Origin of the sequence: Marinospirillum sp., from assembly GCF_035271045.1 — a bacterium.
GTDB lineage: Bacteria > Pseudomonadota > Gammaproteobacteria > Pseudomonadales > Halomonadaceae > Marinospirillum.
In genome coordinates, this window is sequence record NZ_DATESC010000021.1 from 94,826 (window position 1) to 120,059 (window position 25,234).

A 25,234-nucleotide genomic window follows, 5' to 3' on the forward strand; every position below is an offset into this window, starting at 1 on the left:
AAAAAGCTAATCGTTTCAAAAAATCACCCTCTATCTAAAATCAGTATCGCCGCCCACAAACCAGCAACAACCATCTATTTCGGTACTTAAAGCAGCGTCTAACTTTTCACCGGGTAATGCTAAATAACCGGCATTAATCCAAGTTTCAGGATTAGGAAAATTTAACGCTTCAACAACTTGCTGTGTACCCCAAACAGAAACCTGCTGCAGCCCTAAATTCACACAAGTATTGTCTATTGCTTGTTGTAACCATGCCAAATACTGCCAATCACTTAACGCAAAATCAATAATTTCTAATCCATCCGCACTGGGCAATACCACCGCTGCACCCAATAAACGACCCCAGCGCGACACTCTAATAATTTGATAATGCTTGTCGACGTGCTTAGCAAAACGCCATTGCCAATAATCTGCACCCTTTTGCAGCGAAAAAAGCACCGCAGCCGGTGGCGAGTGCACCGTTAAAGTGTCTAACCAAGTAAAATCACTCATTGTAGCGGCGGCTTCACGTTTGCTACGCACACCAAAGGGTAGGCGTTGACCTTGGGCAACACTTTTATGAGCAATGTAGACCTCATCGGCACGGCGATATAAACCTAAACGAATCCCCAAATGCAGCGCTCGCATAGTAGGGAAGCCAAAACACAGCTGGTAACGCTTATTCAATCCCAAATGTTCTTTCAGCAACAAGCGACTCATTCTTGAAAAAACACCCTGACGGCGTGTACCAAAACGGTGTTTAGCTTCAACCATCACATCAGCTTGCTGCGAAACAACCACAGTTTTGCCTTGCCACAAACCTGTTCTTTCTAGCGCACCATAAAAACCTACCACCTTGCCTTGATCTTCAAACACCGTACCAATCAAGGCTTGTGAAGTATATTTCCATTGCCACCAAGCCAGCTTAACTTGGCTACTAAATACGTCATCATGCAACTCACAGACTGACTGTGCATCGGCGATTGTCGCATAACGCGCACTGGTTACATTAGGACAAACCGCCCAATCTAAGGCGTAATAAGCTTCAGCAAACTCACCTTCTGCTGCTAATTTACCCGCAAATAAACTGCGATAAGCCGCCAAACCTTCTACAGCACGGTCATAACTACCACATTCCAGTGCCGTAGCATGGCATTTTAAAGCGGCTAATTTGGTTTGAAAAACTGCATTAATGTTCAAAAAACGATTCGCAGGTAAAGGCGACCAAACTTCGTAAAACAATACACCTTGGTTAAATTTTAATTGCTGGTGCGCCCGTACAGCCAATTGCCCAACAGCCGCATGGTCGGGGTGCAAATCATATAACCAAGGTGCAATTAACAAACTAGGTTCAAAATTAGCCAAAGATTCTGTTAACAAGCTATCCATCGCCATTGGGTAATCACTTAATCCTCCATCGGGAAAATTCCACGCTTCATGGCTAATGGAAGCCCCCAACACTCGCAACGAAGCCAAAAACTCTTGAAAGCGCACTGCTGCTGCACTTTCTGGCAAGCCACCCGCACCGGAACCATCGCTCACTAACACCACCCTAACGGCAATACCCAGCTGCGCCAATTGAATGAGCAAACCGCCACAACCAATCGCTTCATCGTCTGGGTGGGGTACTAAAACTAAAGCCCGCTTAATTTCTGCAGGGTTTAAAGGAAGGGGCATCAAAGGTTGAGTAAGGTTAATCATTAAGGAGCTGCTGTTCAAAAAGTTCAAGAATATCTGCCCAAATTGGTAATTTTTTATATTCAAGCAATGCCTGCTGCTTCCAAAATAGCGCCTGATTAGGGTTACTGATTAAACGATATATAGCATTTGCCATACTGTCTGCTTTGGGTGGCACTAACCAAGCACCATTACCCAGCACTTCACCGCTTGCACCAGCACTTGGCACCACACAAGGCAAGCCAAACGCCATTGCTTCACGGTTTGCCTGTCCAAACGACTCAATGGCACAACTACTAATGTAAAGATCGGCTAACACATAGGCTTTTGGCATATCTTGTATAAAAGCGGTGCGTAATATATGCCTTAGCGGTTTGCTGGCGGCATAATCTAATAAAGGCTGCACATCGCCACCACCAGCAATTAACAACTGCACACCCTGCTTGGTTTGCTGATCTAATAAATGCACCGCATCCACCAATAACTGATAATTTTTAGCAGGCGAAATACGCCCTACCGCCAAAATAACCGGCACAGCAGGCGGCGCTTCAAACCCAAAAATAGAAAAATCTGGGCTAGGTATGGTTTTAATCTGGGGTGGCTTACCGTAAGGCAATATCACAAAATGCTGGGGTGGTTTTATATACGCAAGGTCGCGTAACAAGGCATCGAGGGCAGTTTGTGAGGGAGTAAAAACTTTATCTGCTTTATTCAAGGTGCGGCGTTCAAATGCCAAAAACCAACGGAATAAACGCGGTGAAAAGGTTAAACCATCACGGCTCACCGCCCAAGTAAAACTGCCCAAGCCGTGTTCAGAAATAAACATTTTTGGGCGCTGCTTAAATTCAGCACCTTGCTTAAAACGCCCTTGTTTAAAAAAGAGCTGACTCCAGCGCCCCCACTGATAACCCAACGCCATCCAAGGATCATGCAGCCAAACATGGGTTGCCTTAATTCTGACCGCATGGCGACCACCGGCAATGCCTTGAATTAAGCGTTCTGCCAAAGCCGGTGCAATTAAACCAAAAAAAGGTCGTAGAAAAGCAATAAAACGCCCTAACCAACGCTGGTGGGTATTAGTGCATTCGGTTTGTGAAAAATACACCACTTCATGCCCACGCTCGCGCATTGCCTGAATAAAAGGCAACAGGGTTCGACCCAAACCATAGTTTTTATCGGCGGCATTTTCACGCGTTATAACCAAAAGCTTAACTTTACTCACACACGCCTGCTTTCCAAACCCTTGGGGCATGATACAAACCTTGCTCTAATTGATTGTCGGGCGAAGCAACGCTAAACCTTGCCGCAGGAATAACTTGGTCATAAAACATAATGCCTTGCTCACACAATAAATAGGCTTCTAGCCAAAACTCACCTTTTAACAGCGCCAGATTAGGCAGTTCTAACACCACTTTGCCTTCACCCTGTGCATTTACCTGCAACACTTTTTTATCTATGTGTGAACCCGCACTTGCCACCATGCGCCCATCGGCACTATGTAAAGTAATCGCAAAGGAAGGCGGCGGTAAATTTAACGAACCTTGCCAAGCACACACCACTTTCAGCGTACTTTTGCTGGTATAAGCCGTTTGCGCTTGCGTCATAGAAGCCAGTTGATCGTCAATAAAAACTTGCAATTGGGTAATGCGTGGATTACCTAAATCTTGCATAGCGCCAGCAGCAGATTCAGCAGCGCTAGCCCTTTGCTGCCCAGCGGTTAATTCTGGCGCAACCGCCGTGCTATCTTCCATGCTGGCATATAAATAGTTTTCATAACGGCGAATGACTTCAGCAGGCATCCCTTCTGAAACGACTTTACCTTCATGCAACCAAATAGCACGGCTGCAAATGGCCTCAACTTGATACAGGTTATGCGAGCAAAATAAAATCGTACAACCTTGCTCTTTCATACTCATAATGCGTTCAAAAGATTTACGCGCGAACGCACCATCGCCCACGCTTAACGCCTCATCAATCACCAAAATATCGGGGTCTACACACACAGCCACCGAAAATGCCAAACGTACAAACATCCCACTGGAATAGGTTTTAACAGGCTGGTCAACCGCTGTACCTATACCAGAAAACTCAATAATTTCATCTAAACGGGCATTTAAATCAGCTTCACTTAGCCCTAAAATTGCCCCGTTTAAAAAAATATTTTCACGCCCTGTAAATTCAGGATTAAACCCCGAACCCAATTCTAGCAACGCAGCAATGCGCCCATAAGCCATAACTGAGCCAGACGAAGGTGGCAAAGTGCCACAAATTAACTGCAACAAGGTAGATTTACCCGCGCCGTTTCTGCCTAAAAGACCAATCACTTCACCTTTTTTTACCGTTAAATTCAGTGGCTGCAAGGCTTCAAAAACACGGCAGTTCACCTTAAAAAAAGGCAATGCTTGTAATAAACGGTCAACGGGGCGCTTATAAATACGGTAGATCCGACCAATATTATTTAATTCTAATGCAAGATTATTAGAGGATTCTTGGTTAAAGGACATCAGCAAAACCCTTGCGTAGTTTTTTAAATGCCAAAGCACCCAACACCGCCAAGCCTAGCGCAGCAACAGCATAAGCGGCTAGGTAATACAAGTTTGGCCAATCACCCCCTAACAAAACAGCACGAACAGCTTCAATCATTAAAGTTAACGGATTAAAAATAATCACCCCTTGTAACCATTCCGGTAACATAGAAACAGGGTAAAACACGGGGGAAAGAAACAACAGCGGCGTAATTAACATGGCAATCAAGTGCTGGCTGTCGGGCAGATAAACACCCAAACCCGCCAAAAGCCACGAAAAACCCAGCAGCACCAAAATAAATACCGCCAATAACACCGGCAGCAGCAGCAAGCTCCAAGTTATGGGCGTACCTAAAATAACCATGCCAACGATTAACACTGTAAAACTAATCATTGCCTGAAAACTGGCCGATAAAAGCGTTACCCAAGACAACAAATGCAAGGGAAACACAACTTTAGTGACCATATTAGGGTTGTCTGCCACCAAACGCGGTGAACGGGTTATCACGTCACTAAACCAAGTGAATAAAATTAAGCCTGAAAACAAATTCAAGCCAAACGCACTGGCAGATTGTTCAACACCGGGCCAACGGGCTTTAAAAACACTTTGAAACACCAAAACATAAACCAACAACATGGCAATCGGGGTAATCACCGACCAACCCAAACCCAACCAAGAGTTGCGAAACTTGGCTTGAATTTCACGGCGGGTTAATTGCTGCAATAAATGACGGTGCTGAACCGGCCAAAAATAACTCAACATGAAGGCTCTCTTTAAAAAAACTCGCTTTAAAAAACTAGGCTTATACTGCTTAAATTTTTAGGTGCTAACACTAAAGCGCTTGCTTACCTGTACTTAGATCATCGAGTAAATCAGGCTTTATAATAATTAACGAAGCCGTACCGTTGCGCTGCACCACTTCATTACTAATCAGCGTTTGAAATACACGCGTCACGGTTTCTCGACTGATATTCAACATAATTGCCATTTCTTGATGTGTTGGAGGATTCAGTAATTCAACCCCATTACCTGCCGTTCTTAGGTTTTGCGTTGAGACGATTAAAGCCGATAATTGAGCACAAACGCGCTGCTGCACGTTAGGAATGGCTAACAAAGAACGCTGCAAAGTTAAATAACGAATGCGCTGCGCCATACGCTGGGCAATGGCTAAAATAAAGGCACTGGCACTATTCATTACATAGCGCACCGCTGCATAAGGCAAAGCCACCACCTGCGTTTTAGTGATGGCCACCACATAATCGCTGCGGTGCGCTTCATCAAATAAGCCCGTTTCGCCACAAAAGTCATTTTGCTCTACAAAGTAAAGACCCACCTCACGGCCGTCAATGGTAAAATCGACCCCTTGCAAACGCCCCTCAAATACAAAACAAATTAACTCATCTTTTAAACCGGCACTTAATACCACTTCACGCCGAGCATATTGCTTTAAGGTGGCTTGCTCAGCAATAAACGACAAAGCATCGTCAGGAAGTCCAGCCAATAAATCAAAGTTTCTTAACAGTTCAACCGACACCGCCATTCGTTATCCTTTCTAATTTAAAACGCTCTAGCTTGTCATACAACTTTGCTTCACTGGCAGCAATCATGGTGTCGTATTGGCTATTTTGACAACCCCACAGCGTTGAATCTTGCTCGGGGTTATGGCCGGCCACAAAAGGCAAAGGCACCAATACCCGTAAGTCCTTCTTCTCTAAATACCTATCCATCGTATTTAGGTGTACGTCTTGATTCATACAATCCCAGCCAGCCATATAAGTCAGCGGCTTTTTACCATAAAAGTTACACACAGCACTAATCATTCGGTCAATAATGACGTAACTTTCACCATCCCGTTCAAAATAATCCAATATTTGTGTGGCATCCGAAACATCGGCTAATAAGCCACTTAATAAATCACAAGGCTTAGACAAAGCAGTCGATGACTCAGCAGCAGGTTTTGTTTCTAACGTTAAAAACAAATCCTTCGCCTTTTGCCAACGCTGCAACGCTGCAGGGCTTAGCACCACGTCATCTTCCCAAACTTCTAAATAATCATTACCCTGCAACAACGCTTGCTGGGCAAGGTAACTGTAACTTAGCGCACAGCCTATCCAACCGATATTAAAACGCAAGCCATGAAAGACACCGACACTGGGGTGTCGTTCCCTAAAAGTAGCATGGCGCTCATATGATTCAGGCATTGAAAGGCACAAGGGTTGTTGCATGGCGGGCTGACTTAACACCGCTGGCAGTGTTTTAACCGCCAAAGGGCTAATTAACCCTAAACCCACTAACAGGCGACCCACATGAAACTTAGCACCGGCTAAATCGGTGGGTAATTCAGCTAAACTGCGCGGTTTATCTAACTGCGTTTGAATGGCCTGCAACATAGCATCAAGATCACCAATGGGGGTAAACGTGATCCAAGGGTTTAAAACAGCGTGGTCAGCTTGGTCAACACTGACTTCAGAAACAATATTTAAACCTAGCGACAAAGCCTCATAAATACGCGTGGTTTCTAGCAAAGCACCTTCATAATAATGAATATTCACTAGCACTTTGGCGCGTTGCAATTGTGCATACAAGGCTTCACCAAACACTTCGCTAACAATCAGGGTTTTAAATTGCTTGCTGATCGCATCTAAAAACAGTTTGCGCCTTGGGTTATGCACATCACCATAAAAAACCACATCATAGTCGACTAAGTTTTCTTGGCTAGTAGACGAACTATTAACAGACAGGCTATTAACCGGAAGATTACTAATCGGCAAGTAATAAAGCTTGGCAAAAGGAACACCTTGCTGTTCTTGCAAATAGGCAAGGTTGGTTTTGGAATAATCCAGTACCGCCTCAGCGTTATTTAAAATGTGGGCATAATTGGCATCAAACCAGCGCGAACTAACGCTTTGCTCCATTTGAAACACCACATACCTAGCAGGCATTTTTTTAAACAGTTGGGCACAAATAATAATGTGTAAAGAAGTATCATACTGCGGCAATTCAGCATCACCTGCACCTTTTACAAACAGGTTATTTACCGTCAAACCAAAGCTTTTTAACTGCTGTTGCAGCAACTTTGCCACAAACTCAGTATGCGCCGTACACAAAAGCGTAATGCCATTAGCATTCACAAACGGTTCAGCAGCAGTTATAGGTTCAGCAGCAGTTATAGATACAGCAGCACTCACGCTAGCCACAGGCGTTGCAGTAAACCAGCGGCGAATTTTTTTCAGCACACCTTCGGTATTACGCAGCAACCTAATTTTAATACCTTGCAAATCACCCACAATAATTAACTGCAATAAGGTACGCATTTTACTACTAATTTTAGTCACCCAAGGCCAAGCTGCTACGCCACTTTTTTGCTGCGCCAACATTCTTATGGCATACAGGTTTTCATTCATAGTGGCTTGCAATTGCTGTTGTTGGGCTTGTAACTGGGTCAGCATTTCAGCCTGCAAACTGGCTTGTTGCTGGGCTTGTTGCTGTTCAATTTTGTTAATGCTGATAGTTTTGGCTAACTGATTTAACTGATTATTAACCACTTTGGCTTCATTGGTTAGGGCGATTTCAAACGCTAACTGCTGCTGTTGCTGTTGCATTTTAACCATCTGAAAATCTTTAGTGAGCTGACCTAGCTGGTTATCAATCGACACTTCTTGCTCTTGGCGGCGGTTAGTTTCTAGCAAGCTTAGCTGTAACTGGCTAACCACCTCTTCATGGTGCTTATTGGCTTTGGCTACACTAAAAAAATTACGGCACATAAACAGCATAACGCTGATTTGTTCAGCCGAATAAAAGGGGGCGCTTAACTTAAAAAACTTAGCTAATTCAGCACTAAAACCCTGTATAGACACACCAAAACCGACACCACTTAACTGAGCGCTGTACCAAGCGGTAACCCCTGGCACACGCTGCATTGACCCTTTTTCAGCCATTTGTAGCCAAAAATTCCAATCTTCATACACATCCAGCTGCGTATTAAACTGGCAAGCTTGAGTTAAAGCGTTATTTTTGAATAATACCGAATGAATCGGCAGGTAATTTTCATAAGCCAAGTGCAGTGGGTCGAACTCGTAATCAAATACCTTTTGCACTTCAGGATTTGCCGCTGAAAATACACAGGCAGTGTCTGAATAAGCAGCAATCAGTTCTGAGTCACCTTGCAACACTTTCAACAACCCTGCCACATGGCTGGGGTCAATCCAATCATCATCATCTAAAAACAGCAGCGCTTTACCTGCTGCTTTTTTTAAAGCCACGTTCGCTGCATTAGAGCGCCCTTGGTTGGTATCTAAATTAACCAGCGTAAAAGCCACCTGTTGCTGAATGGCTTGCTGTTTTAGTTCAAGGTCGACGGCTTGACCACCATCATTAACTAAAATAATTTCTAAGGGTCGATGGGTTTGCTGTAAAACGGCATCAACTGCTTTAGCTAGTGTAACAGGGCGGTTAAACGTTCTGATTAAAACCGAAACAAGGTTTGCATTCATTTGACCCACCAACTCCTATTCATGCTAAGTAATTGATTCAATTTATTGGGTAATAAACGGTTGTTTTTACCCAGCTTATAGCCCAGCAATTTCAGCAGGCTTCTTAATAAAGATTCTGGAATTTTATGCGCTAAACCTTGGCTTTTTAACCATCGCATTTCTGACATCACATAGTGCCGACCGGCTTTTTCTGGCCTTGCCAAAGTAGTAAAAATCCACGCTTGCTGTTGATGCATACAGCCAATGTCAAAATAGCGTTTTAATTCTTGCCACGGCGTGTAATCGTGCGAGTGTACAGCGGTTGCTTGGGCAACATAGGCTAGCGCATAGCCTGCCTTTAATAACTTAGCGCCAACAATAAAATCTTCACCAATAATGGTATTAGCAGGAAACTGCCCCACCGCATTTAAGGCTTGTTTCGTGTAGGCACAAAACGCATTCGACAAAAAAGCTGCTTTAATACCGCGTTCTTGCAAGGTTTCAGGCGTAGAAACATAACTTTGGGCAGGGTAATTAAATGCCCGTAAATGCGCCCCAAAAGGCTGCGCTGTGGCGTTGGGTAATTGCCTGCCATAAGCCGCGGCTAACTGGGGCTGATTGATTAAAGTATTCACCAACAACTCAACCGCAGCAGGCGTGGGCAAAGCATCTTGGCTTAAATACACTAGAATATCGGCTTGGGCATGACGAATAGCAAGGTTGCGTGTGCCGCCGTGATTAAATTCACTGCGTTGAATGCTGATAAATTCAATCGCTGGGCAGGCTTGGCAAAGCTTAGGCGTAGCATCGGTGGATGCTGAATCAATAATGATGCACTGGTAATTGCCAGTGTTTAGCAATTCACTTAAACACTTCAACAACGCAGGCAACCACGCTTGGGCATTTAAAACCGGCACGATTAAAGTCGCCTTAGGGCTGATTATTGATAAAGCCATGAATAATCGTTCTCAACATTATTTTAATATCAAACAGCAGTGTTTTGTGTTGCACATAGTAAATATCGGCGTTAACGCGCTGTTGCATTTCAGTATCGGACTTAACATAGCCCCTTAAACCCTTCACCTGCGCCCAGCCAGTCATACCAGGGGGCACAGTGTACCTTAGGTGATAGTTAGCAAACACCCGTTCATAATGTTGATTTTGTTCTAGTACATAAGGTCGCGGGCCAACTAAAGCCATTTCACCTTTTAAAACATTCAATAATTGCGGCAATTCATCTAGGCTGGTTTTCCTTAAAAAATGCCCTAGTTTGGTGATACGCATATCACCCGGCATTGCAGCTTTAAAAACTTGTGGCGCACTGACTCGCATGGTACGAAATTTGTAAATAGCAAATGGTTGCTTGTTAAGGCCAAGGCGTTGCTGCTTAAATAAAACAGGACCTTTAGAGGTGAGTCGAATGAGTAGCGCAAGGGTAAATAAGAGCGGTAGTAATAGCAGTAATATCAAGGCTGCTAGTAGTTTGTTTTGTAGTGAACCCATGCTTTTTAGCTTCTTGTATTATTAAAAAACCCCTGCTCATACGAACAAGGGTTGCGAGTATTTTTAACGAGTCATAGATTAACAGCTAGAATCCAGCTTACTTGTGACAAGCATCACATCAAATCCTTGTAAACCAAATCTTGCAAAAAGTATTATTTAAAACTGCCAGTTAATGCCCAGTTCTATTTGGCGGCTTCTATATTCAAACACCTCTAAGTTACTATCTTGGTGCTGCATAGCTGCCTGAGCACTAAGCAACAAGTTAGAACTTAAAGGCAATAAATAGGCTACAGAAAATTGCTGACGCTCTACGCTACGACGAGCATTATTACGCATGTATGGGCTATAACCTTCAGCATCTTGCCACTGAGTATAGCGTGCTTGCGCTTGCAGCCTGCCGCGAAATAAGGGTTGCTGCCAATGAACAGTAAACTCGGTACCTACACGATGACCACCAGCGCGGTCATTATTTAGTGCATAGTTAAGCATTGCACCACCACTAAAACGTAATTCGGTGGTATTAAAGGTACAGTTCAAAGCGGGTGTTAAACGGTATTCAATGGCATTAAGGTGACTGCGTCCAGGAAAATCTTGATAGCCCAATGTGTGATGAGGCGCAAATTGGCAGTTATCATTATTATCAAACTTAATTTTAGTTTTAGCTGGCTGCCATTCTTGCTGGGCTTCTAAAGTAGAAAAGATATGTTTACCACCATGATCAAGCCCAATTAAAGCGAGGTTATGCTTTAGTTGTCCACCACCAAACAATTGGTTTTGGTGTTGGTAGCGAGCGCTAAGTTGGTGTTGGTTATCTTCGGAGTTTTCGCTTAAACGGCTATTTAACCCTAACTGCAAGCTGTGACTACTATTAGCACTGCGCTGCGTATATTGACTGCTAGCACCTAAACTTAATACTGCGCCACTGCGTGGCTGCGCTAGCTCTAACAACCGTTCCTCACCCTCCCAGATTATAGTTAAATAACTAAGGCTAGGGCTAGTGTTTAGGTTGCTGTCATAACCAGCATTTAAGCTTAATTGGTGAGTAAAGGTATTCAATCGCTTACTCAATACTTTTTGATTGGCTTTAATTTGTTGGCGAATAACTGGTGGTAAATTAGGGTTGTTTAATAAATGTTGATTTAATGATTGGGCAGCAAAGGGATCACCGCTGAAATAAAGCACTTGAGCATAATCCATTTGCGCAGCACCGTGCTGAGGATTTAATAACAGTGCTCTTTCTAAAGTATCTAAAGCGCTACTTACACGCCCAGTACGCAGTTCTATTGCCCCAAAATAGGCTAAAAAATCTGCACTACTAAGACAGGCTGTAAATAGGGGTTGTAGACGTTGGTGCTCAGCATGCCATTCTTGTGGTGTAGTTGGTAAGGTGTCTGGCTGCCAATTACCACAAGATTCAGGATTGCTTGCTAATGCCAATCCTGCAAAAAACAGGTTTGCAAAAAGCCAACCAAGAATTAGTAAGGCACAGCGCATAAAAAGATTAGGATTTAAAGTTATCAAATTACTTACATTGCCGTGCCGTTTGAAGGGTTCGTTTTAAAGTATTTGATTATCTACTTTGTGGGCGCAGTTGCAATACCCTATTAGTGTGACTTTTAGCTAGATTTTGTGACTGTTGGCGCAAAGTAAACAACTCTTGTGGAGCAGTAAAGCCTTCTAATAAATAACGACCTTGGCTTTGTACCGCTTCTGTTGGTAGGGTTTGAGCTGCTTGTTCGCCTAAAAGTAAGGTGCTACCTATTTCAGCTGTCATTTTTTGAATACCAATAACACGATTAACCGTTTGCCCCAACAATAAATGGCTGCGGCGCTGAGCAGAACCAAGGCTACCCATAAGTACACTGCCTAGATCTAAAGCAAAATCTAACGCCAAGGGTTCTAAATTAGGGTGGGGCGGCGCTTCTAATAATTTATGCAAAGTTGCTTGTAGCTGTTGCACCATAGCAATAGCATTTTGTACCTGAGCAGTTTGATTGCTAGGGTTAACTGGCCAAGCGGCTAGAATCGCATCACCACGGAACTCATGCAGTGTACCGCCGTGCATGGCTAAGGTTTTGTTAGCAGTAATAAAGAAATAGTGTAATAGGGCGGCGGTTTCTTCAGCTGGCAGGTGTTCTTGCCAAGCATTGAAATTGCGTAAATCAGCATAAATAACTAGCAACTGTTGGTTGCTACCTTCCACTTGACTCGTTGTTTTACGAAATGCAATTTGGTCGGCTATGCCTTTGGGCAAATAGCTACTTAGGTTTTGGTAAAGGCGCTGACGCTCAAAGCGAGTACGAGCAAATTCTAATAGTAATAAAGCCACAGCAGCAAGGCTAGTATACAAGGCGGGCAATAACCAACCCAACCACAGATTATGAGACAGAAACATCCAGTGCATAGCGAGCTGGGCTAAGGGTAAAACAGCAGCAGCAGTAGCTAAGAATGTAACGTTATATTGGCGGTTAGCTGCTAACAGTAGTAACAAGCCAGCACTTAACAAAACTTGAATCAGTTGGTATAACCAAGCACCTTGTGGCTGGTAAGTATGGTTTTGGTCTAACAAGGCACTTAATAAGCGTGCTTGCAATTCCACTCCAGGAGTTAGCGCAGCATGAGGTGTAGGCACTACGTCTGCCAAACCAAAAGCAGTAGCGCCAACTAGCACCCAAGCATTACTTAATAGCCGAGGTGGGTAGTTATTGTTCATTAAATCGGCAATAGAAAGGGTCGTAAAATTTTCGGGGGCTTGCTGATAACTAAGGCGTAAATTGCCCTGTGCATCTAATGGCAACTGAACCGGCGTATTGCTAGCCTTTAACCACCAAACTGGCGCAAATAAACCCATGCCTTTTTCTAAGTAAAGTTCTGGTTTAAGTTCTGGTGAAGCAGACGGTTTTATTCCAGCCAACAGTGCGGCTAAGGTTAACGAAGGGTATGCTTTACCATTCACACACACTAAAGGCGGCTGGCTACGAATCACGCCGTCTTGACTAACCACCGGCGCAATGTGCCCCACGTTTTGGTTAACATAAACCGCTGCGTTGCCTAAATAATTTTGTGTATTAGGCAACACTTGGCAGTGAATGCTGTTACTTAAAAGAATGCCTTGACCTAGCTGGCCGGTTTGTAGGTTTTGGTTGCTATCTAGTGCCGGTAAAATACCTAACACGCTGGGGGTTTGTGCCAGTTGTGCAGCAAATAAATCGTCACCGGCTTTAGCTTCAGGCAAAATTAAATCATAAATTTGTAATGCTACACCAGCTTGCTGCAACTGAGCAGAAACCTCTGCCAAGGTTGTGCGACTCCAAGGCCAAGCACCTAATTGCTGTAACGCGGCTTCGTCAATAGTCACCACCACAAAGCGCTGTTCTGGTTGAATTAGTGGTGCAAAAGCCCAACGCTGCTCACTGGCTCTTTCTTCAAACAAACGCAGCTGCGGTGCTACTAGCCACATCAGCAGCAACAAAAGTGGCAGCACAATTAACAACAACAGCAACCGAGACGCGTGCGGGTTAATTCGCAGCGTCAGGGCTACTGAAGGTGGTAAAACTGTGTTTGGTGCAGCTGGCTTGGCGCTCACAATAAACCCTTGGTGGCAGTGCAATAAAATAGAATAGTTAACTTAAAATAAACATTCTATAGATTGCCAAGTATCACGCGGTGACGGCGATCACATCAGGGGTTAAGTTGGTTAAATAGTTGGTCGTATTCTTGTAGTTTGCTGGGTTCTAGCTGGCCGGTTTCTAGGTGAAGGCGTAGGTCTGATAAGAGGTAGGCTACTAGGGCTTCTGCATGGCGTTCTCTGGCTTGAAACAGGCGTGCATTGGCTTCTACTACATCGACTTGGCTTTTTAAGCCTAGTGTTTCTCCGCGTGTGGCGGCTTGTTGGTAGCCTTCTGCCGATAGCATGGAGTTTTTTAGGGCTTGTAGGCGTTGGTAAAGGTTTTGTTGTTTTGCCCAGGCTACGGCTATCATTTGCTGGGCATCTAGTACTACTTTGTCGGCTTGTGCTTGTTCGGCATTTAGGCGGGCTTGGGCTTGGCGTAGGGCGCTGCTGGTGCGTCCGCCTCCGTAAAGTTCTAGGCTTAAATTTAATGAGGCGGTAAAACCTTCTTTTTCACGAAATTCGTCGTCTGATGAGCGGTTGGTGTAGTCTAAATCTAGGTTTAGGGTGGGGTAGTGGCCTGCGCGTTTGGCTAGGCGTGTTGATTCTGCCATGGCTACTCTTGCTAGTTGTTCTTGGTAGGCTTGGTTGCCTATGGCTTGTTTATTCCATGCTTCTATACTTTGCGGCTGTTGGGTTACTTCTAATTGGTGGGCTGTTGTTACCCAATGGGCGGGCGGTAGTAATTTACGGCCGCTCATTAGTTGAATTTCTAGCAGTTTTTCTGATAGTTCGCTTTGTGCTGCCAGTAAGTCTGCTTGGGCTAGGTCGCGTCTGGCGCTTATATCTAGCAGTTCTAGTTGGTCGCCTACGCCTAGTTGGTCTTGCCTTTCGGCTTGGGCTAGGCGTAGGTCTAAGCTTTCTAGGTTTTCTAAACTAAAGTGTACTTGCATTTGTGCATAGAGCAGGTTTAACCATACATCGGCTACTTTGAAGACTAGCTGTTGTTTTACTTGCTGGTAACGGTGTTCTGCGGCGGTTACTTGGTTTTTGGCGCGGTTTAAATCTTGGTTTAGACTGCGGTCAAAAATTGGCTGGCGAATATTAAAACGCCAGTAGTTGTCGTGTATTTTACCGCTTGAGCGTACATCATCTTCTTTGTAGTAGTTGGTATTGTCTTTGTCGGTATAAATATTGTCTGTATCTTCGTAGGTATATCCTGCACCAAAGGCTAAACGGGGTAGCAGTTGGCTACGTGCCATGCTTATTTCTTGGCGTTCGCCTTCTAAAGTGTAACGTGCTGCACGGTATTCAGAATCGTGATTCATTGCCGCTTGCAGCACCTGTTCAAAAGTGGCAGTTTCTACTGCCGTTATTTGATTATTTGTCTGTGTTAAAACCAAGGGTGCTGAAACCAAGGGTGCTGAAACCAAGGGTGCTGAAAACAAGGGCAAACAAGCCAGAGCTAACGCATAAAGTCGCTGTTTCTGTTTGATTTTCATGGCGATTATTTTTCCTTAAAGCTGCGAGTAAAGCTATCAGCCAAAGGCTTCATTAAATAGCTAAGGAAAGTACGGCTTTCGCGGCGCAACATCACTTCGGCTGGCATACCCGGAATTAGCTTTAATTTAGCAAGGCTTTCTGCACCGTTTTCAGTAACACGCACCCGCGTTAAATAATAATTCATGCCGGTTTGCTTGTCGGTCAGGCTATCTGCTGAAATATGCACCACTTCGCCTTCAATGCTGGGCGTGGTGCGCTGGTCAAACGCAGGAAAACGAATGTCACTTTTTTGCCCCACAAACACGCTGTTAATGTCTTGAATTTGAATACGTGCTTCGACCACAAAATTATCACTCATCGGTACTAGGTCTAAAATATCTTGCCCAGAATTAGTGATACCACCAAGGGTGTGTAGCTGCATATTAACGATATAACCAGCTTCAGGCGCACGAATCGAGCTGCGGCTTACCTTGTCTTGCATCACTAAAAAGCGCTCTTGGGCTTCAAAGTAATTATTTTGTGCCGTACGAATGCGCTCACCCACTTCTTTTTGAAAATTCTGTTGATTACTGGCGAGCTGTACTTCAACTTCACTGGCTTGCAATAAGGTGCGCTCTTGATCGGCTTTTAAACGTGCGGCTTCGTTACGCAACGATAAACCTTGACGCGCTAGTTCACGTGCTCGCATACCGTCACCTAAACGTTCGTCTTGTAAAGTAGCATAGGCTTCTTGTTCTTTATTAATCAGCTGAATTTGCTCTTCTAGCAATTTGCGCTGCTGCTCTAAACCACGCACGACGGCTAGCGTTTGTTGCATACGGCTGGCTAAAGTTTGCTGTTCTTTGGTATAGCTTTCAATTCGCGCTGTGTATAAGCGTTTTTGCTGCACTAATACGCTTTGTAAATCGGCAGATTCAGCCGCAGCAGCAAGCACTCGATCACTAAATTCTAGTTTCTCAGCTAACTGTTGCTCATGCTGCAAACGCTCTAGCTCTATCAAGCTACTAAACATATTTTGCGAAGAACTACGCATTTCGCCTTGCCACTGGGTGGTATCTAGCTGCACCAGCAGGTCGCCTTTTTGTACTAGGTCGCCATCACGCACCGCAATATTTTCTACAATGCCGCCTTCGTAATGCTGAATCGTTTTACGGTACGATTCTAAAACCACTTCGCCTTGGCTAATCACCGCACTACCAAGCTGGGCAAAGACTGCCCATAGACCAAAACCACCAAAACCAAACAAAACAATGAATGCACCAATGCGAATGTAGCGGCGCGAATCTAAAGGAATGGGGTTATCAGGGTCATTTTGTGAATTCATTTGCTTAGGTGTTGCCATAGCAACCGGCTGCTTTTTTTTACTCAGGAGGTTCTTCCCTGCCTGAACGGGTTCTTGCTTATTCATGCGTTTTCTCGGTTATTGGCTGGGATTAGCTTTTTTGCGTTAGATTTTGCTGGGCAAGTGCTTTGAGTACGTCATCACGCTCGCCATACATTTGTATTGCTCCATCACGCAGCACCATAATTTGGTCAACGTGGCGCAACAATGCCGGACGGTGGCTAACTAAAATAACGGTGGTTTGCTCTTCTTTTAACTGCGTCATAGCAATCGCCAAAGCTTGCTCACCTTGCTCATCTAAGTTGGAGTTGGGTTCATCTAGCACAATAACTTTTGGTGAACCATATAAAGCACGCGCCAAACCAACACGCTGACGCTGACCACCCGATAAAGCACCTTGAGTGCTACCTATGTGCGTATCATAGCCGTTAGATAATTTAAGGATTAGTTCATGAACACCAGCTTTTTTAGCTGCAACCACTACTTTATTAGGGTCAACGTCACCAAAACGAGCAATGTTTTCGGCAATCGTGCCATCAAATAACTCAATGTCTTGTGGCAAATAACCCAAGTGCGGGCCAAGCTCATCACGGTTGTAATGGTCAATTTGTGCGCCATCAATTCTAACCACACCGCCGGCTGCCGGCCATAAACCCAATACAGCACGGGCAAGGGTTGATTTACCGGCAGCACTAGGCCCAACAATAGCAAGGTGTTTGCCAGAAGGTAGCAAAGCATTAATGTTATGCAGCGCAGGTGTTTGACTGCCGGGGGGATAAACGACTAAACCTTCAATTTTCACTTCACCTTTTGGATCAGGCAGACTCATGTGCTGTTGCAGCGCAGGAAAATCATTAAGCAATTTGTTTAAACGGCCATAAGCTGAACGGGCGCTGTTAAAACCACCCCAACTGTTAATAATTAAATCCATCGGCGCTAAGGCACGCCCCATTAAGATAGAACCGGCAATCATCATGCCTGGAGACATTTCATTGTGTACAACATACCAAGCGCCCAAACCTAGAATCAGCGATTGGAAAATCATTCTTAAAACTTTACTCAGGTTACTGTAAATACCGGCTTTGTCGCTGGCTTCTGTTTGTTTACCCAAAAACAGTTGATGCTTCTTATACCAACGACCGCGAATGCCCGGCAACATACCCATAGCGTGCAGCACTTCGGTGTTGTTTAAATTGCTACCCGCAAGGTTTTGCGCGTGGATATTTAATGAACCAGCTTCACCCATTGCTTTTTTAGTGCCACGTTCATTCAAAATGGCTACCGCTAATAAAATAAGCGCTGCACCAATCGAGAAAAAGCCAAAGGCAGGGTGGAACATAAATAAGATGCCGATATAAATAGGCAACCAAGGCGCATCAAAGAAAGCAAACAGCCCGTTGCCGGTCATAAACTGGCGTAACGTGGTCATGTCGCTTAGTGCTTGGGGGCTACGCTGAGAAGGCATTTTTACGCCTTGTTCAAACATAGCACTGTAAACTCGGTTACTAAGCTTATCTTGCATCTGATTGCCAACTCGAACCAAAAGCCGTGACCTTACCCATTCCAAAAGTCCCATTAACCCAAATAAAAACACCATAATTAAGGTTAAAAAGAACAAGGTTTCTGTACTGCGCGAAGTCACTACACGGTCGTAAACCTGTAGCATATATAACGGTGAAGTCAGCATTAAAAGGTTAATAAATAAGCTGAATACGCCCGCAGCAATGAAGGAGCTTTTGCTGGCCTTTAGTGCATCTTTAAGGTCAGTGGCCAGTGGGGTTGGTTTCATTTTGGGTCTCTTGGCGGTTGGTAAGGCTTTTAAAAAAAATACTTTAAAACGGCTTCCTAAAAATATTGGGACAGCGATTGATTTTTCAAGCGCTGTCCTGTTCAGTTTGCCAAATTTAACTCAGCACATTATTGCTTATTTTTTGGCTTTTACGGCTGGCTTAGCAGCAGCCTTACCGTTAACTTTAGGCGCTTCTTTAGTATCGTTTTTTGTAACCAGCTTTGCTTTAACATTTTTTTCTGCATCTTTTATTGCTTCACCTAACAGACGAGCATAAGCAGAACGAGCGGTCTTTAGCATGGCAAGCAACGATTCTTGGCGGCCAATTTCTTGATCGGTTACTTTTAAGTTATTAATTTGGCTAATTGCTTGCTCCGATAAATTTGAGACTAGGTACTCTTTATCATCAATAATAACTTTTTGTTCTTGATTCATGCTTTTTTTCCTATTTTAATACTTAGGTTGATTTTGAATTAAAAAACGGCGACCTAAAAACGAAACAAGTCTTCTTCTGTTTGATCAAATAGTTTATCTAGGTCTATTTCTTCTTCTGTAGTTTGAGCGGCTTGCGCTGCTTGGGCACGAAGGGTTAAGAGTGTTTGTAGATTCTCGATACGGTGCTCAGAATAAAGTTGGCCATAAGCTAACGAAAGTGCACCACGCAAATTTAGTACCTGCACTTGTTCTGCTGATAACTCACGCAAGGCAGATTCTTTAATATGATATAAGCCTTGTAACGGCTGCTGGCTTTCTGAAAAACCATCAAGTCTTATATGCCAAGGCGTTATAAGTTCATACTCTGCCAACAAATTAACTAATTCTTGCGTTTTTTGAGAGTCTTTAGCAACAAGAGCTAAAAAGTCTCTTATTTTTAGAATAATATCCGCTGGCTCGCCTGTTGCGGCAAATAGACTTTCATCATCAGCTTCAGCTTTTTCATGAAAAAATGGGCTGTCTTCGTCTATACATAACAACATTTCTGTTTTGCCATCAACTGGAAACAAACGGAAAGGATAGCCGCGATAACAAGCAGGTACATAGCCAGCTAACATTTGATTGCTTTCGTTTAAAAATAAGTTTTGCCCAGGCAACAAACCTTGTAGTGCAACTAGCTGAAAGCCTGTCATTTCCTCTGACTTATAAAATGCTAACGGCATACGTGGTAATAACTTTGCTACTTCACTAATAACTACAGGGGCTAGTGCATCATTAGCAGCATGACCGTAATGACTTACTTTTTCAAAACCAGCAGCTTGATGGCTTTGTTGATTAACAGGTACAAAATTTGGCATGCATTCCTCTTTTACCGAAAGTTATTTTTTAATTCCCCAGAGAGTGATGCCATCTATCTCTCCTTCAACCCTTGGTAAGGACTGATTAAATAGATAAGCCGCTTCTTTACCATTCAAACTAACAATACCTTGTAAATTTTGATTATTGCTTTCATGGTTAAAATGCCCAGTATTTTTTGTTGTGCCTGAAGCGTTGAAGAAAATTTGCCCAGTACGCTCATGGCTTAGTTGTATTTGAGTTGAAAATACGCCGCGATCAAAATCTATAACGAGCATGCCGCTACCTACTTCCATAGGTTCACGGTAAGCGTGCCAGTTTAACCATGCTGACGCATCGTTTAAAGCAAACTTTAATTCAGGTAAAAAAGGGTTAATTACTTGATTGTATTCATTACGACGATACAAAGCATAGGCTTCGTTACCTATCTCAGTTTCGTGGTGGGTTTTGTTTAGCTCGTCGAAGGCGGCTTGGGTTTGTACAAATTCGGGCAGAGTGTCTTGGTTAGTGTTTAAGTAACCCCAGATTAGGGCAGTCGTTTTAACGCTTTCGACTGGTTCTGATGGCTCTATTGGCTTAGGCGGCTTTTCTGGAAATAGGAGAAAATCAGAAGTGGCGATTAGTTCGCTGTTAATTAGCTTGCCGCTTTCATCTCGCACTGCGGTTTTAGAATCACTAACAACTACTAGATCGCCTATTTCACTGCTAGACTCTTTAACAGCAACTATTGGCTCTGGCTCTGTAGCAGATTCAGAAGTAGCAGATTCAGAAGTAGTAGATGTTGATTGAGTAGGTGCTGGTGAAGTGGCAGCAACAACGGGTGACGTAGGCTTTGTTGGATCTGTAGTCGATTCAGACTCAGCAGTAGAAGAAGCGGGTTCAAGTTCAGTAGTAGATTCAAGAACAGCAATAGCTGTAACTGTTTTTTCAGGTGTTTTCTGTTCAGCCAACATGCCTTCTTGTGCCGCATTCACTTGTACTAGGGCAATGCTACTATTTAATAAGGTAGAGGTTATAACTTCGTCATACGCGCTACGCATAAAACGCGGCTCACTAGTAGCAAGGTCTACTTCTAATAATTGCTTACTACCACCGTGTAACTCTAATTCACCACACCAACCACCAATACAAGCTGCATCTAATCCAGAAAGCACAATACCGCCTTCAGTTACTAAAGCACGGGTTCTTTCAGAGCCAGTTTGAACAATAAAGTCTGTACCACGAACACCTATAGCTGCTACTGGTGTATTCATACGAAAGTTTTCACGCGCATCTTTAGCTGCTTTGCCGGAAATAGAGCGCGCAACACCTTCTTCTAAAGTAAAAGAAACACGATTATTTGTAGGTGTTTGTGGATCGTAGTTATATTCTTGAATGGTTAGACGGCTAGATGGACGAATACTCATCAGCGCACCATCTATAAAACGTAAGTGAGCATGGCCACTAGCGCGAGTAACAACAATATCGCCAGGATAAACATCTGCACCAGATTTTAGGCGGATCATGCCAGAGCGCATTGGGCCTGTTACCCGCGTATCGCCTATAAGTAGAGTAACTTTACCTACAACAGGGTTATTCGTAGCAATTTTTGCAAAACCATAGGGGGCAGTAAAGATAAAGGCTATTGCTAACACCCACTTTAATAACTTTATATGCATTAGATTGCCCACCCTTCGTTGTCATTTTAACTTGGCTATCTTTGAGGTTGATATACTAACAGAGTTCAACTTTTACTGAGTGACTGGAGTCACACCAAAATAGAAGAAGCGTAACTTTACCAAAAGTAATGGATTTATTTTAAGTATGTTTAATTTCAACCTTCACTAGCGACTTAATTGACTTAATTTGAAGCATAAAAAAACCCCCAGCCAATTGGCTGAGGGTTTAGTAATAAATGCCTGACGATGACCTACTTTCACATGGGGAGACCCCACACTATCATCGGCGCTAAGCGGTTTCACTTCTGAGTTCGGTAAGGGATCAGGTGGTACCCACTTGCTATGGTCGTCAGGCGTAACTGGCGGTTAAAAGCTTGTTTGTTTCTTGCATTGCTGCTGGGCTTTTAGCCAAAAAGGGTGCAAACATTCGTTTTAAAAGTAGTTATGTCGATGAACGGTATTGATTTGAAGGCTTTAATCGTTGTATCCGGTTCGTTCGTTGTCGCATTGCCTGTATAAAACCACTTGGGTGTTATAGAGTCAAGTCTCACGGATCATTAGTATTGGTTAGCTCAATGCATTGCTGCACTTCCACACCCAACCTATCAACCTTGTAGTCTTCAAGGGTCCTTTAGGAGAGTCAAGCTCTCAGGGAGACCTAATCTTGAAGGGGGCTTCCCGCTTAGATGCTTTCAGCGGTTATCCTGTCCGAACGTAGCTACTGGGCAATGCCATTGGCATGACAACCCAAACACCAGCGGTTCGTCCACTCCGGTCCTCTCGTACTAGGAGCAGCTCTTCTCAAGTCTCCAACGTCCACGGCAGATAGGGACCGAACTGTCTCACGACGTTCTAAACCCAGCTCGCGTACCACTTTAAATGGCGAACAGCCATACCCTTGGGACCGACTTCAGCCCCAGGATGTGATGAGCCGACATCGAGGTGCCAAACACCGCCGTCGATGTGAACTCTTGGGCGGTATCAGCCTGTTATCCCCGGAGTACCTTTTATCCGTTGAGCGATGGCCCTTCCATACAGAACCACCGGATCACTAGAACCTACTTTCGTACCTGCTCGACGTGTCTGTCTCGCAGTCAAGCACCCTTATGCTCTTGCACTCAATGGCTGATTTCCGACCAGCCTGAGGGTACCTTTGTGCTCCTCCGTTACTCTTTAGGAGGAGACCGCCCCAGTCAAACTACCCACCACACACGGTCCCCGATCCAGATAATGGACCTAGGTTAGAACCTCAAGATTGCCAGGCTGGTATTTCAAGATTGACTCCACACCGACTAGCGTCGATGCTTCAAAGTCTCCCAGCTATCCTACACAAGCAATATCAAAGTCCAGTGTGAAGCTATAGTAAAGGTTCACGGGGTCTTTCCGTCTAGCCGCGGATACACCGCATCTTCACGGCGATTTCAATTTCACTGAGTCTCGGGTGGAGACAGCGCCCCCATCATTACGCCATTCGTGCAGGTCGGAACTTACCCGACAAGGAATTTCGCTACCTTAGGACCGTTATAGTTACGGCCGCCGTTTACTGGGGCTTCGATCAAGAGCTTCGCTTACGCTAACCCCATCAATTAACCTTCCAGCACCGGGCAGGCATCACACCCTATACGTCCACTTTCGTGTTTGCAGAGTGCTGTGTTTTTAATAAACAGTTGCAGCAGCCTGGTATCTGCGACTGCCAACAGCTCAAGGAGCAAGTCCTATCACCATCGGCAGCGTACCTTCTCCCGAAGTTACGGTACCATTTTGCCTAGTTCCTTCAGCAGAGTTCTCTCAAGCGCCTTGGTATTCTCTACCTGATCACCTGTGTCGGTTTAGGGTACGATTCGTTTATAACTATTGCTTAGAAGCTTTTCCTGGAAGCATGGTATTTGCCACTTCGCTGTACAAGTACAGCTTGCTATCAGATCTCAGTATAATGACAGTCCGGATTTGCCTAAACTGTCTACCTACATCCTTTCACCTGGACAACCAACGCCAGGCTGACATAACCTACTCCGTCCCTCCATCGCATTATAAACAAGTATCGGAATATTAACCGATTTCCCATCGACTACGCCTTTCGGCCTCGCCTTAGGGGTCGACTCACCCAGCCCCGATTAACGTTGGACTGGAACCCTTGATCTTCCGGCGTGCGAGCTTTTCACTCGCATTATCGTTACTCACGTCAGCATTCGCTCTTGTGATACCTCCAGCATGCTTTACAACACACCTTCACAGGCTTACACAACGCTCCCCTACCACTTGAAAACAAATTCAAATCCGCAGCTTCGGCTCCTAGTTTGAGCCCCGTTACATCTTCCGCGCGGGCCGACTCGACTAGTGAGCTATTACGCTTTCTTTAAAGGATGGCTGCTTCTAAGCCAACCTCCTAGCTGTCTATGCCTTCCCACCTCGTTTCCCACTTAACTAGGAATTTGGGGCCTTAGCTGGCGGTCTGGGTTGTTTCCCTCTCCACAATGGACGTTAGCACCCACTGTGTGTCTCCCGGATATCACTCATCGGTATTCGGAGTTTGCATCGGTTTGGTAAGTCGGTATGACCCCCTAGCCGAAACAGTGCTCTACCCCCAATGGTGTTCGTCCGAGGCGCTACCTAAATAGCTTTCGGGGAGAACCAGCTATCACCGAGTTTGATTAGCCTTTCACCCCTATCCACAAGTCATCCCCTGGCTTTTCAACGACAGTGGGTTCGGTCCTCCGGTGCCTGTTACGGCACTTTCAACCTGCTCATGGATAGATCACTCGGTTTCGGGTCTATGCCCTGCAACTAATTCGCCCTATTAAGACTCGGTTTCCCTACGGCTCCCCTAAACGGTTAACCTTGCTACAGAACATAAGTCGCTGACCCATTATACAAAAGGTACGCGGTCACCCTAATAAATTAAGGCTCCCACTGCTTGTACGCACACGGTTTCAGGTTCTATTTCACTCCCCTCACAGGGGTTCTTTTCGCCTTTCCCTCACGGTACTGGTTCACTATCGGTCAGTCAGGAGTATTTAGCCTTGGAGGATGGTCCCCCCATATTCAGACAAGGTTTCACGTGCCTCGCCCTACTCGACATCATCATATAAGCCCTTTCGTGTACAGGACTATCACCGTCTACGGTCGCACTTCCCAGAGCGTTCCACTAGAACTTATATGACTTAATGGGCTCTTCCCCTTTCGCTCGCCGCTACTGAGGGAATCTCAATTGATTTCTTTTCCTAAGGGTACTGAGATGTTTCACTTCCCCTCGTTCGCCTTGCATGACTATGTATTCATCATGCAATACCTACCTTATGGTAAGTGGGTTTCCCCATTCAGACATCTCCGGATCACAGGATATTTGCCGCCTCCCCGGAGCTTTTCGCAGGCTATCACGTCTTTCATCGCCTCTGACTGCCAAGGCATCCACCACATGCACTTAATTACTTGACTATACAACCCCAAACAGTCGTTTATCCTTACAAGTAGGATAAGCAACAGATCAACCAATCACTCAGTCAATCATACAGTTGGCGTCTTGTGCATTTAAGCACTGTACAGCTTCAATTAGATTCATATACCAAAACGCTTGATTCAGTTAATCGCTAGTTTCTCAGTTCTGCATCTTCATTCAAACATGTCACTTGCGTGTCACATTTCAATGTCAATTTAGTTCTGAGCCTTAAACAATTTATTTCAACTCAAATATATTCTGTTAATGATTGATCTAGCCTTCGTCAGGTCTAGACGCTGTGATAAATCACAGAGATTATCAAGTCCGCGTATCATAACGCTTATACTTGCTAATCTTTAGGATCTAAAACTTCGTTTGCTTAAGGACTAAACTAACAGCCAATTGACTGTTCATTTATTAACTTAACCATATCGCAAAGCGATATATGG

At 44.4% G+C, this 25,234-nt stretch carries 16 protein-coding genes and 2 rRNA genes; all 18 read right to left on the reverse strand.

The annotated features are described in order from the left end of the window. Window positions 1–30: 30 nt before the first annotated feature. Window positions 31–1,680 carry a GNAT family N-acetyltransferase gene (locus VJY63_RS08675; protein WP_324049977.1) on the reverse strand — a complete coding sequence of 550 codons (1,650 nt, stop codon included), beginning with the start codon at window positions 1,678–1,680 and terminating at the stop codon, window positions 31–33. Then, window positions 1,673–2,878, reverse strand: coding sequence for a glycosyltransferase family 4 protein (locus VJY63_RS08680; RefSeq protein ID WP_324049979.1), 1,206 nt, complete (start codon window positions 2,876–2,878; stop codon window positions 1,673–1,675). Before VJY63_RS08680 ends, VJY63_RS08675 begins: the two co-directional genes overlap by 8 nt. Beyond that, complete coding sequence (locus VJY63_RS08685; protein WP_324049980.1) at window positions 2,871–4,160, reverse strand: ABC transporter ATP-binding protein; 1,290 nt, start codon at window positions 4,158–4,160, stop codon at window positions 2,871–2,873. The genes VJY63_RS08680 and VJY63_RS08685 overlap by 8 nt, the downstream gene beginning before the upstream one ends. Continuing rightward, complete coding sequence (locus tag VJY63_RS08690) at window positions 4,150–4,944, reverse strand: ABC transporter permease (RefSeq protein ID WP_324049982.1); 795 nt, start codon at window positions 4,942–4,944, stop codon at window positions 4,150–4,152. Before VJY63_RS08690 ends, VJY63_RS08685 begins: the two co-directional genes overlap by 11 nt. A gap of 70 nt (window positions 4,945–5,014) precedes the next feature. Beyond that, on the reverse strand, window positions 5,015–5,722 hold the full coding sequence (locus VJY63_RS08695) for a Crp/Fnr family transcriptional regulator (RefSeq protein ID WP_324049984.1): 708 nt from the start codon (window positions 5,720–5,722) through the stop codon (window positions 5,015–5,017). Beyond that, window positions 5,706–8,675: a glycosyltransferase family A protein gene (locus tag VJY63_RS08700; RefSeq protein ID WP_324049986.1), complete on the reverse strand. Its 2,970-nt coding sequence runs from the start codon at window positions 8,673–8,675 to the stop codon at window positions 5,706–5,708. The genes VJY63_RS08695 and VJY63_RS08700 overlap by 17 nt, the downstream gene beginning before the upstream one ends. Then, on the reverse strand, window positions 8,672–9,610 hold the full coding sequence (locus VJY63_RS08705; protein WP_324049988.1) for a glycosyltransferase family 2 protein: 939 nt from the start codon (window positions 9,608–9,610) through the stop codon (window positions 8,672–8,674). The genes VJY63_RS08700 and VJY63_RS08705 overlap by 4 nt, the downstream gene beginning before the upstream one ends. Beyond that, window positions 9,585–10,157 (reverse strand): sugar transferase, encoded by a 573-nt coding sequence (locus VJY63_RS08710; protein WP_324049990.1) that lies wholly within the window; start codon window positions 10,155–10,157, stop codon window positions 9,585–9,587. Before VJY63_RS08710 ends, VJY63_RS08705 begins: the two co-directional genes overlap by 26 nt. Window positions 10,158–10,313: 156 nt before the next feature. Beyond that, window positions 10,314–11,678, reverse strand: coding sequence for a hypothetical protein (locus VJY63_RS08715; RefSeq protein ID WP_324049992.1), 1,365 nt, complete (start codon window positions 11,676–11,678; stop codon window positions 10,314–10,316). 49 nt (window positions 11,679–11,727) lie between these two features. Further along, window positions 11,728–13,743, reverse strand: coding sequence for an adenylate/guanylate cyclase domain-containing protein (locus VJY63_RS08720; protein WP_324049994.1), 2,016 nt, complete (start codon window positions 13,741–13,743; stop codon window positions 11,728–11,730). A 95-nt stretch (window positions 13,744–13,838) separates the two neighbouring features. Next, complete coding sequence (locus VJY63_RS08725) at window positions 13,839–15,269, reverse strand: TolC family protein (RefSeq protein WP_324049996.1); 1,431 nt, start codon at window positions 15,267–15,269, stop codon at window positions 13,839–13,841. Between the two features lie 5 nt (window positions 15,270–15,274). Further along, window positions 15,275–16,678 carry an HlyD family type I secretion periplasmic adaptor subunit gene (locus tag VJY63_RS08730; RefSeq protein WP_324049998.1) on the reverse strand — a complete coding sequence of 468 codons (1,404 nt, stop codon included), beginning with the start codon at window positions 16,676–16,678 and terminating at the stop codon, window positions 15,275–15,277. Between the two features lie 25 nt (window positions 16,679–16,703). Next, a complete protein-coding gene (locus tag VJY63_RS08735) occupies window positions 16,704–18,401 on the reverse strand; it encodes a type I secretion system permease/ATPase (RefSeq protein WP_324050000.1) in 1,698 nt (565 codons plus the stop codon). 135 nt (window positions 18,402–18,536) lie between these two features. Further along, window positions 18,537–18,836: a hypothetical protein gene (locus tag VJY63_RS08740; RefSeq protein WP_324050002.1), complete on the reverse strand. Its 300-nt coding sequence runs from the start codon at window positions 18,834–18,836 to the stop codon at window positions 18,537–18,539. Between the two features lie 53 nt (window positions 18,837–18,889). Then, on the reverse strand, window positions 18,890–19,693 hold the full coding sequence (locus VJY63_RS08745; RefSeq protein WP_324050004.1) for a SapC family protein: 804 nt from the start codon (window positions 19,691–19,693) through the stop codon (window positions 18,890–18,892). Window positions 19,694–19,714: 21 nt separating this feature from the next. Beyond that, entirely contained in the window at window positions 19,715–21,349 is a 1,635-nt protein-coding gene (locus tag VJY63_RS08750; protein WP_324050006.1) for a FecR family protein, read from the reverse strand. A gap of 238 nt (window positions 21,350–21,587) precedes the next feature. Then, window positions 21,588–21,703: ribosomal RNA gene (gene rrf / locus VJY63_RS08755) — 5S ribosomal RNA — on the reverse strand. A 182-nt stretch (window positions 21,704–21,885) separates the two neighbouring features. Next, window positions 21,886–24,784, reverse strand: a 23S ribosomal RNA gene (locus VJY63_RS08760). Between the last annotated feature and the right edge of the window lie 450 nt (window positions 24,785–25,234).

Coding starts and splice junctions, on each gene's coding strand:
- VJY63_RS08675 (WP_324049977.1), bottom strand. CDS start 1,680: ATGATTAACCTTACTCAACCTTTGATGCCCCTTCCTTTAAACCCTGCA.
- VJY63_RS08690 (WP_324049982.1), bottom strand. CDS start 4,944: ATGTTGAGTTATTTTTGGCCGGTTCAGCACCGTCATTTATTGCAGCAA.
- VJY63_RS08750 (WP_324050006.1), bottom strand. CDS start 21,349: ATGCATATAAAGTTATTAAAGTGGGTGTTAGCAATAGCCTTTATCTTT.
- VJY63_RS08700 (WP_324049986.1), bottom strand. CDS start 8,675: ATGAATGCAAACCTTGTTTCGGTTTTAATCAGAACGTTTAACCGCCCT.
- VJY63_RS08740 (WP_324050002.1), bottom strand. CDS start 18,836: ATGAATCAAGAACAAAAAGTTATTATTGATGATAAAGAGTACCTAGTC.
- VJY63_RS08745 (WP_324050004.1), bottom strand. CDS start 19,693: ATGCCAAATTTTGTACCTGTTAATCAACAAAGCCATCAAGCTGCTGGT.
- VJY63_RS08705 (WP_324049988.1), bottom strand. CDS start 9,610: ATGGCTTTATCAATAATCAGCCCTAAGGCGACTTTAATCGTGCCGGTT.
- VJY63_RS08730 (WP_324049998.1), bottom strand. CDS start 16,678: ATGAATAAGCAAGAACCCGTTCAGGCAGGGAAGAACCTCCTGAGTAAA.
- VJY63_RS08695 (WP_324049984.1), bottom strand. CDS start 5,722: ATGGCGGTGTCGGTTGAACTGTTAAGAAACTTTGATTTATTGGCTGGA.
- VJY63_RS08710 (WP_324049990.1), bottom strand. CDS start 10,157: ATGGGTTCACTACAAAACAAACTACTAGCAGCCTTGATATTACTGCTA.
- VJY63_RS08725 (WP_324049996.1), bottom strand. CDS start 15,269: ATGAAAATCAAACAGAAACAGCGACTTTATGCGTTAGCTCTGGCTTGT.
- VJY63_RS08735 (WP_324050000.1), bottom strand. CDS start 18,401: ATGAAACCAACCCCACTGGCCACTGACCTTAAAGATGCACTAAAGGCC.
- VJY63_RS08685 (WP_324049980.1), bottom strand. CDS start 4,160: ATGTCCTTTAACCAAGAATCCTCTAATAATCTTGCATTAGAATTAAAT.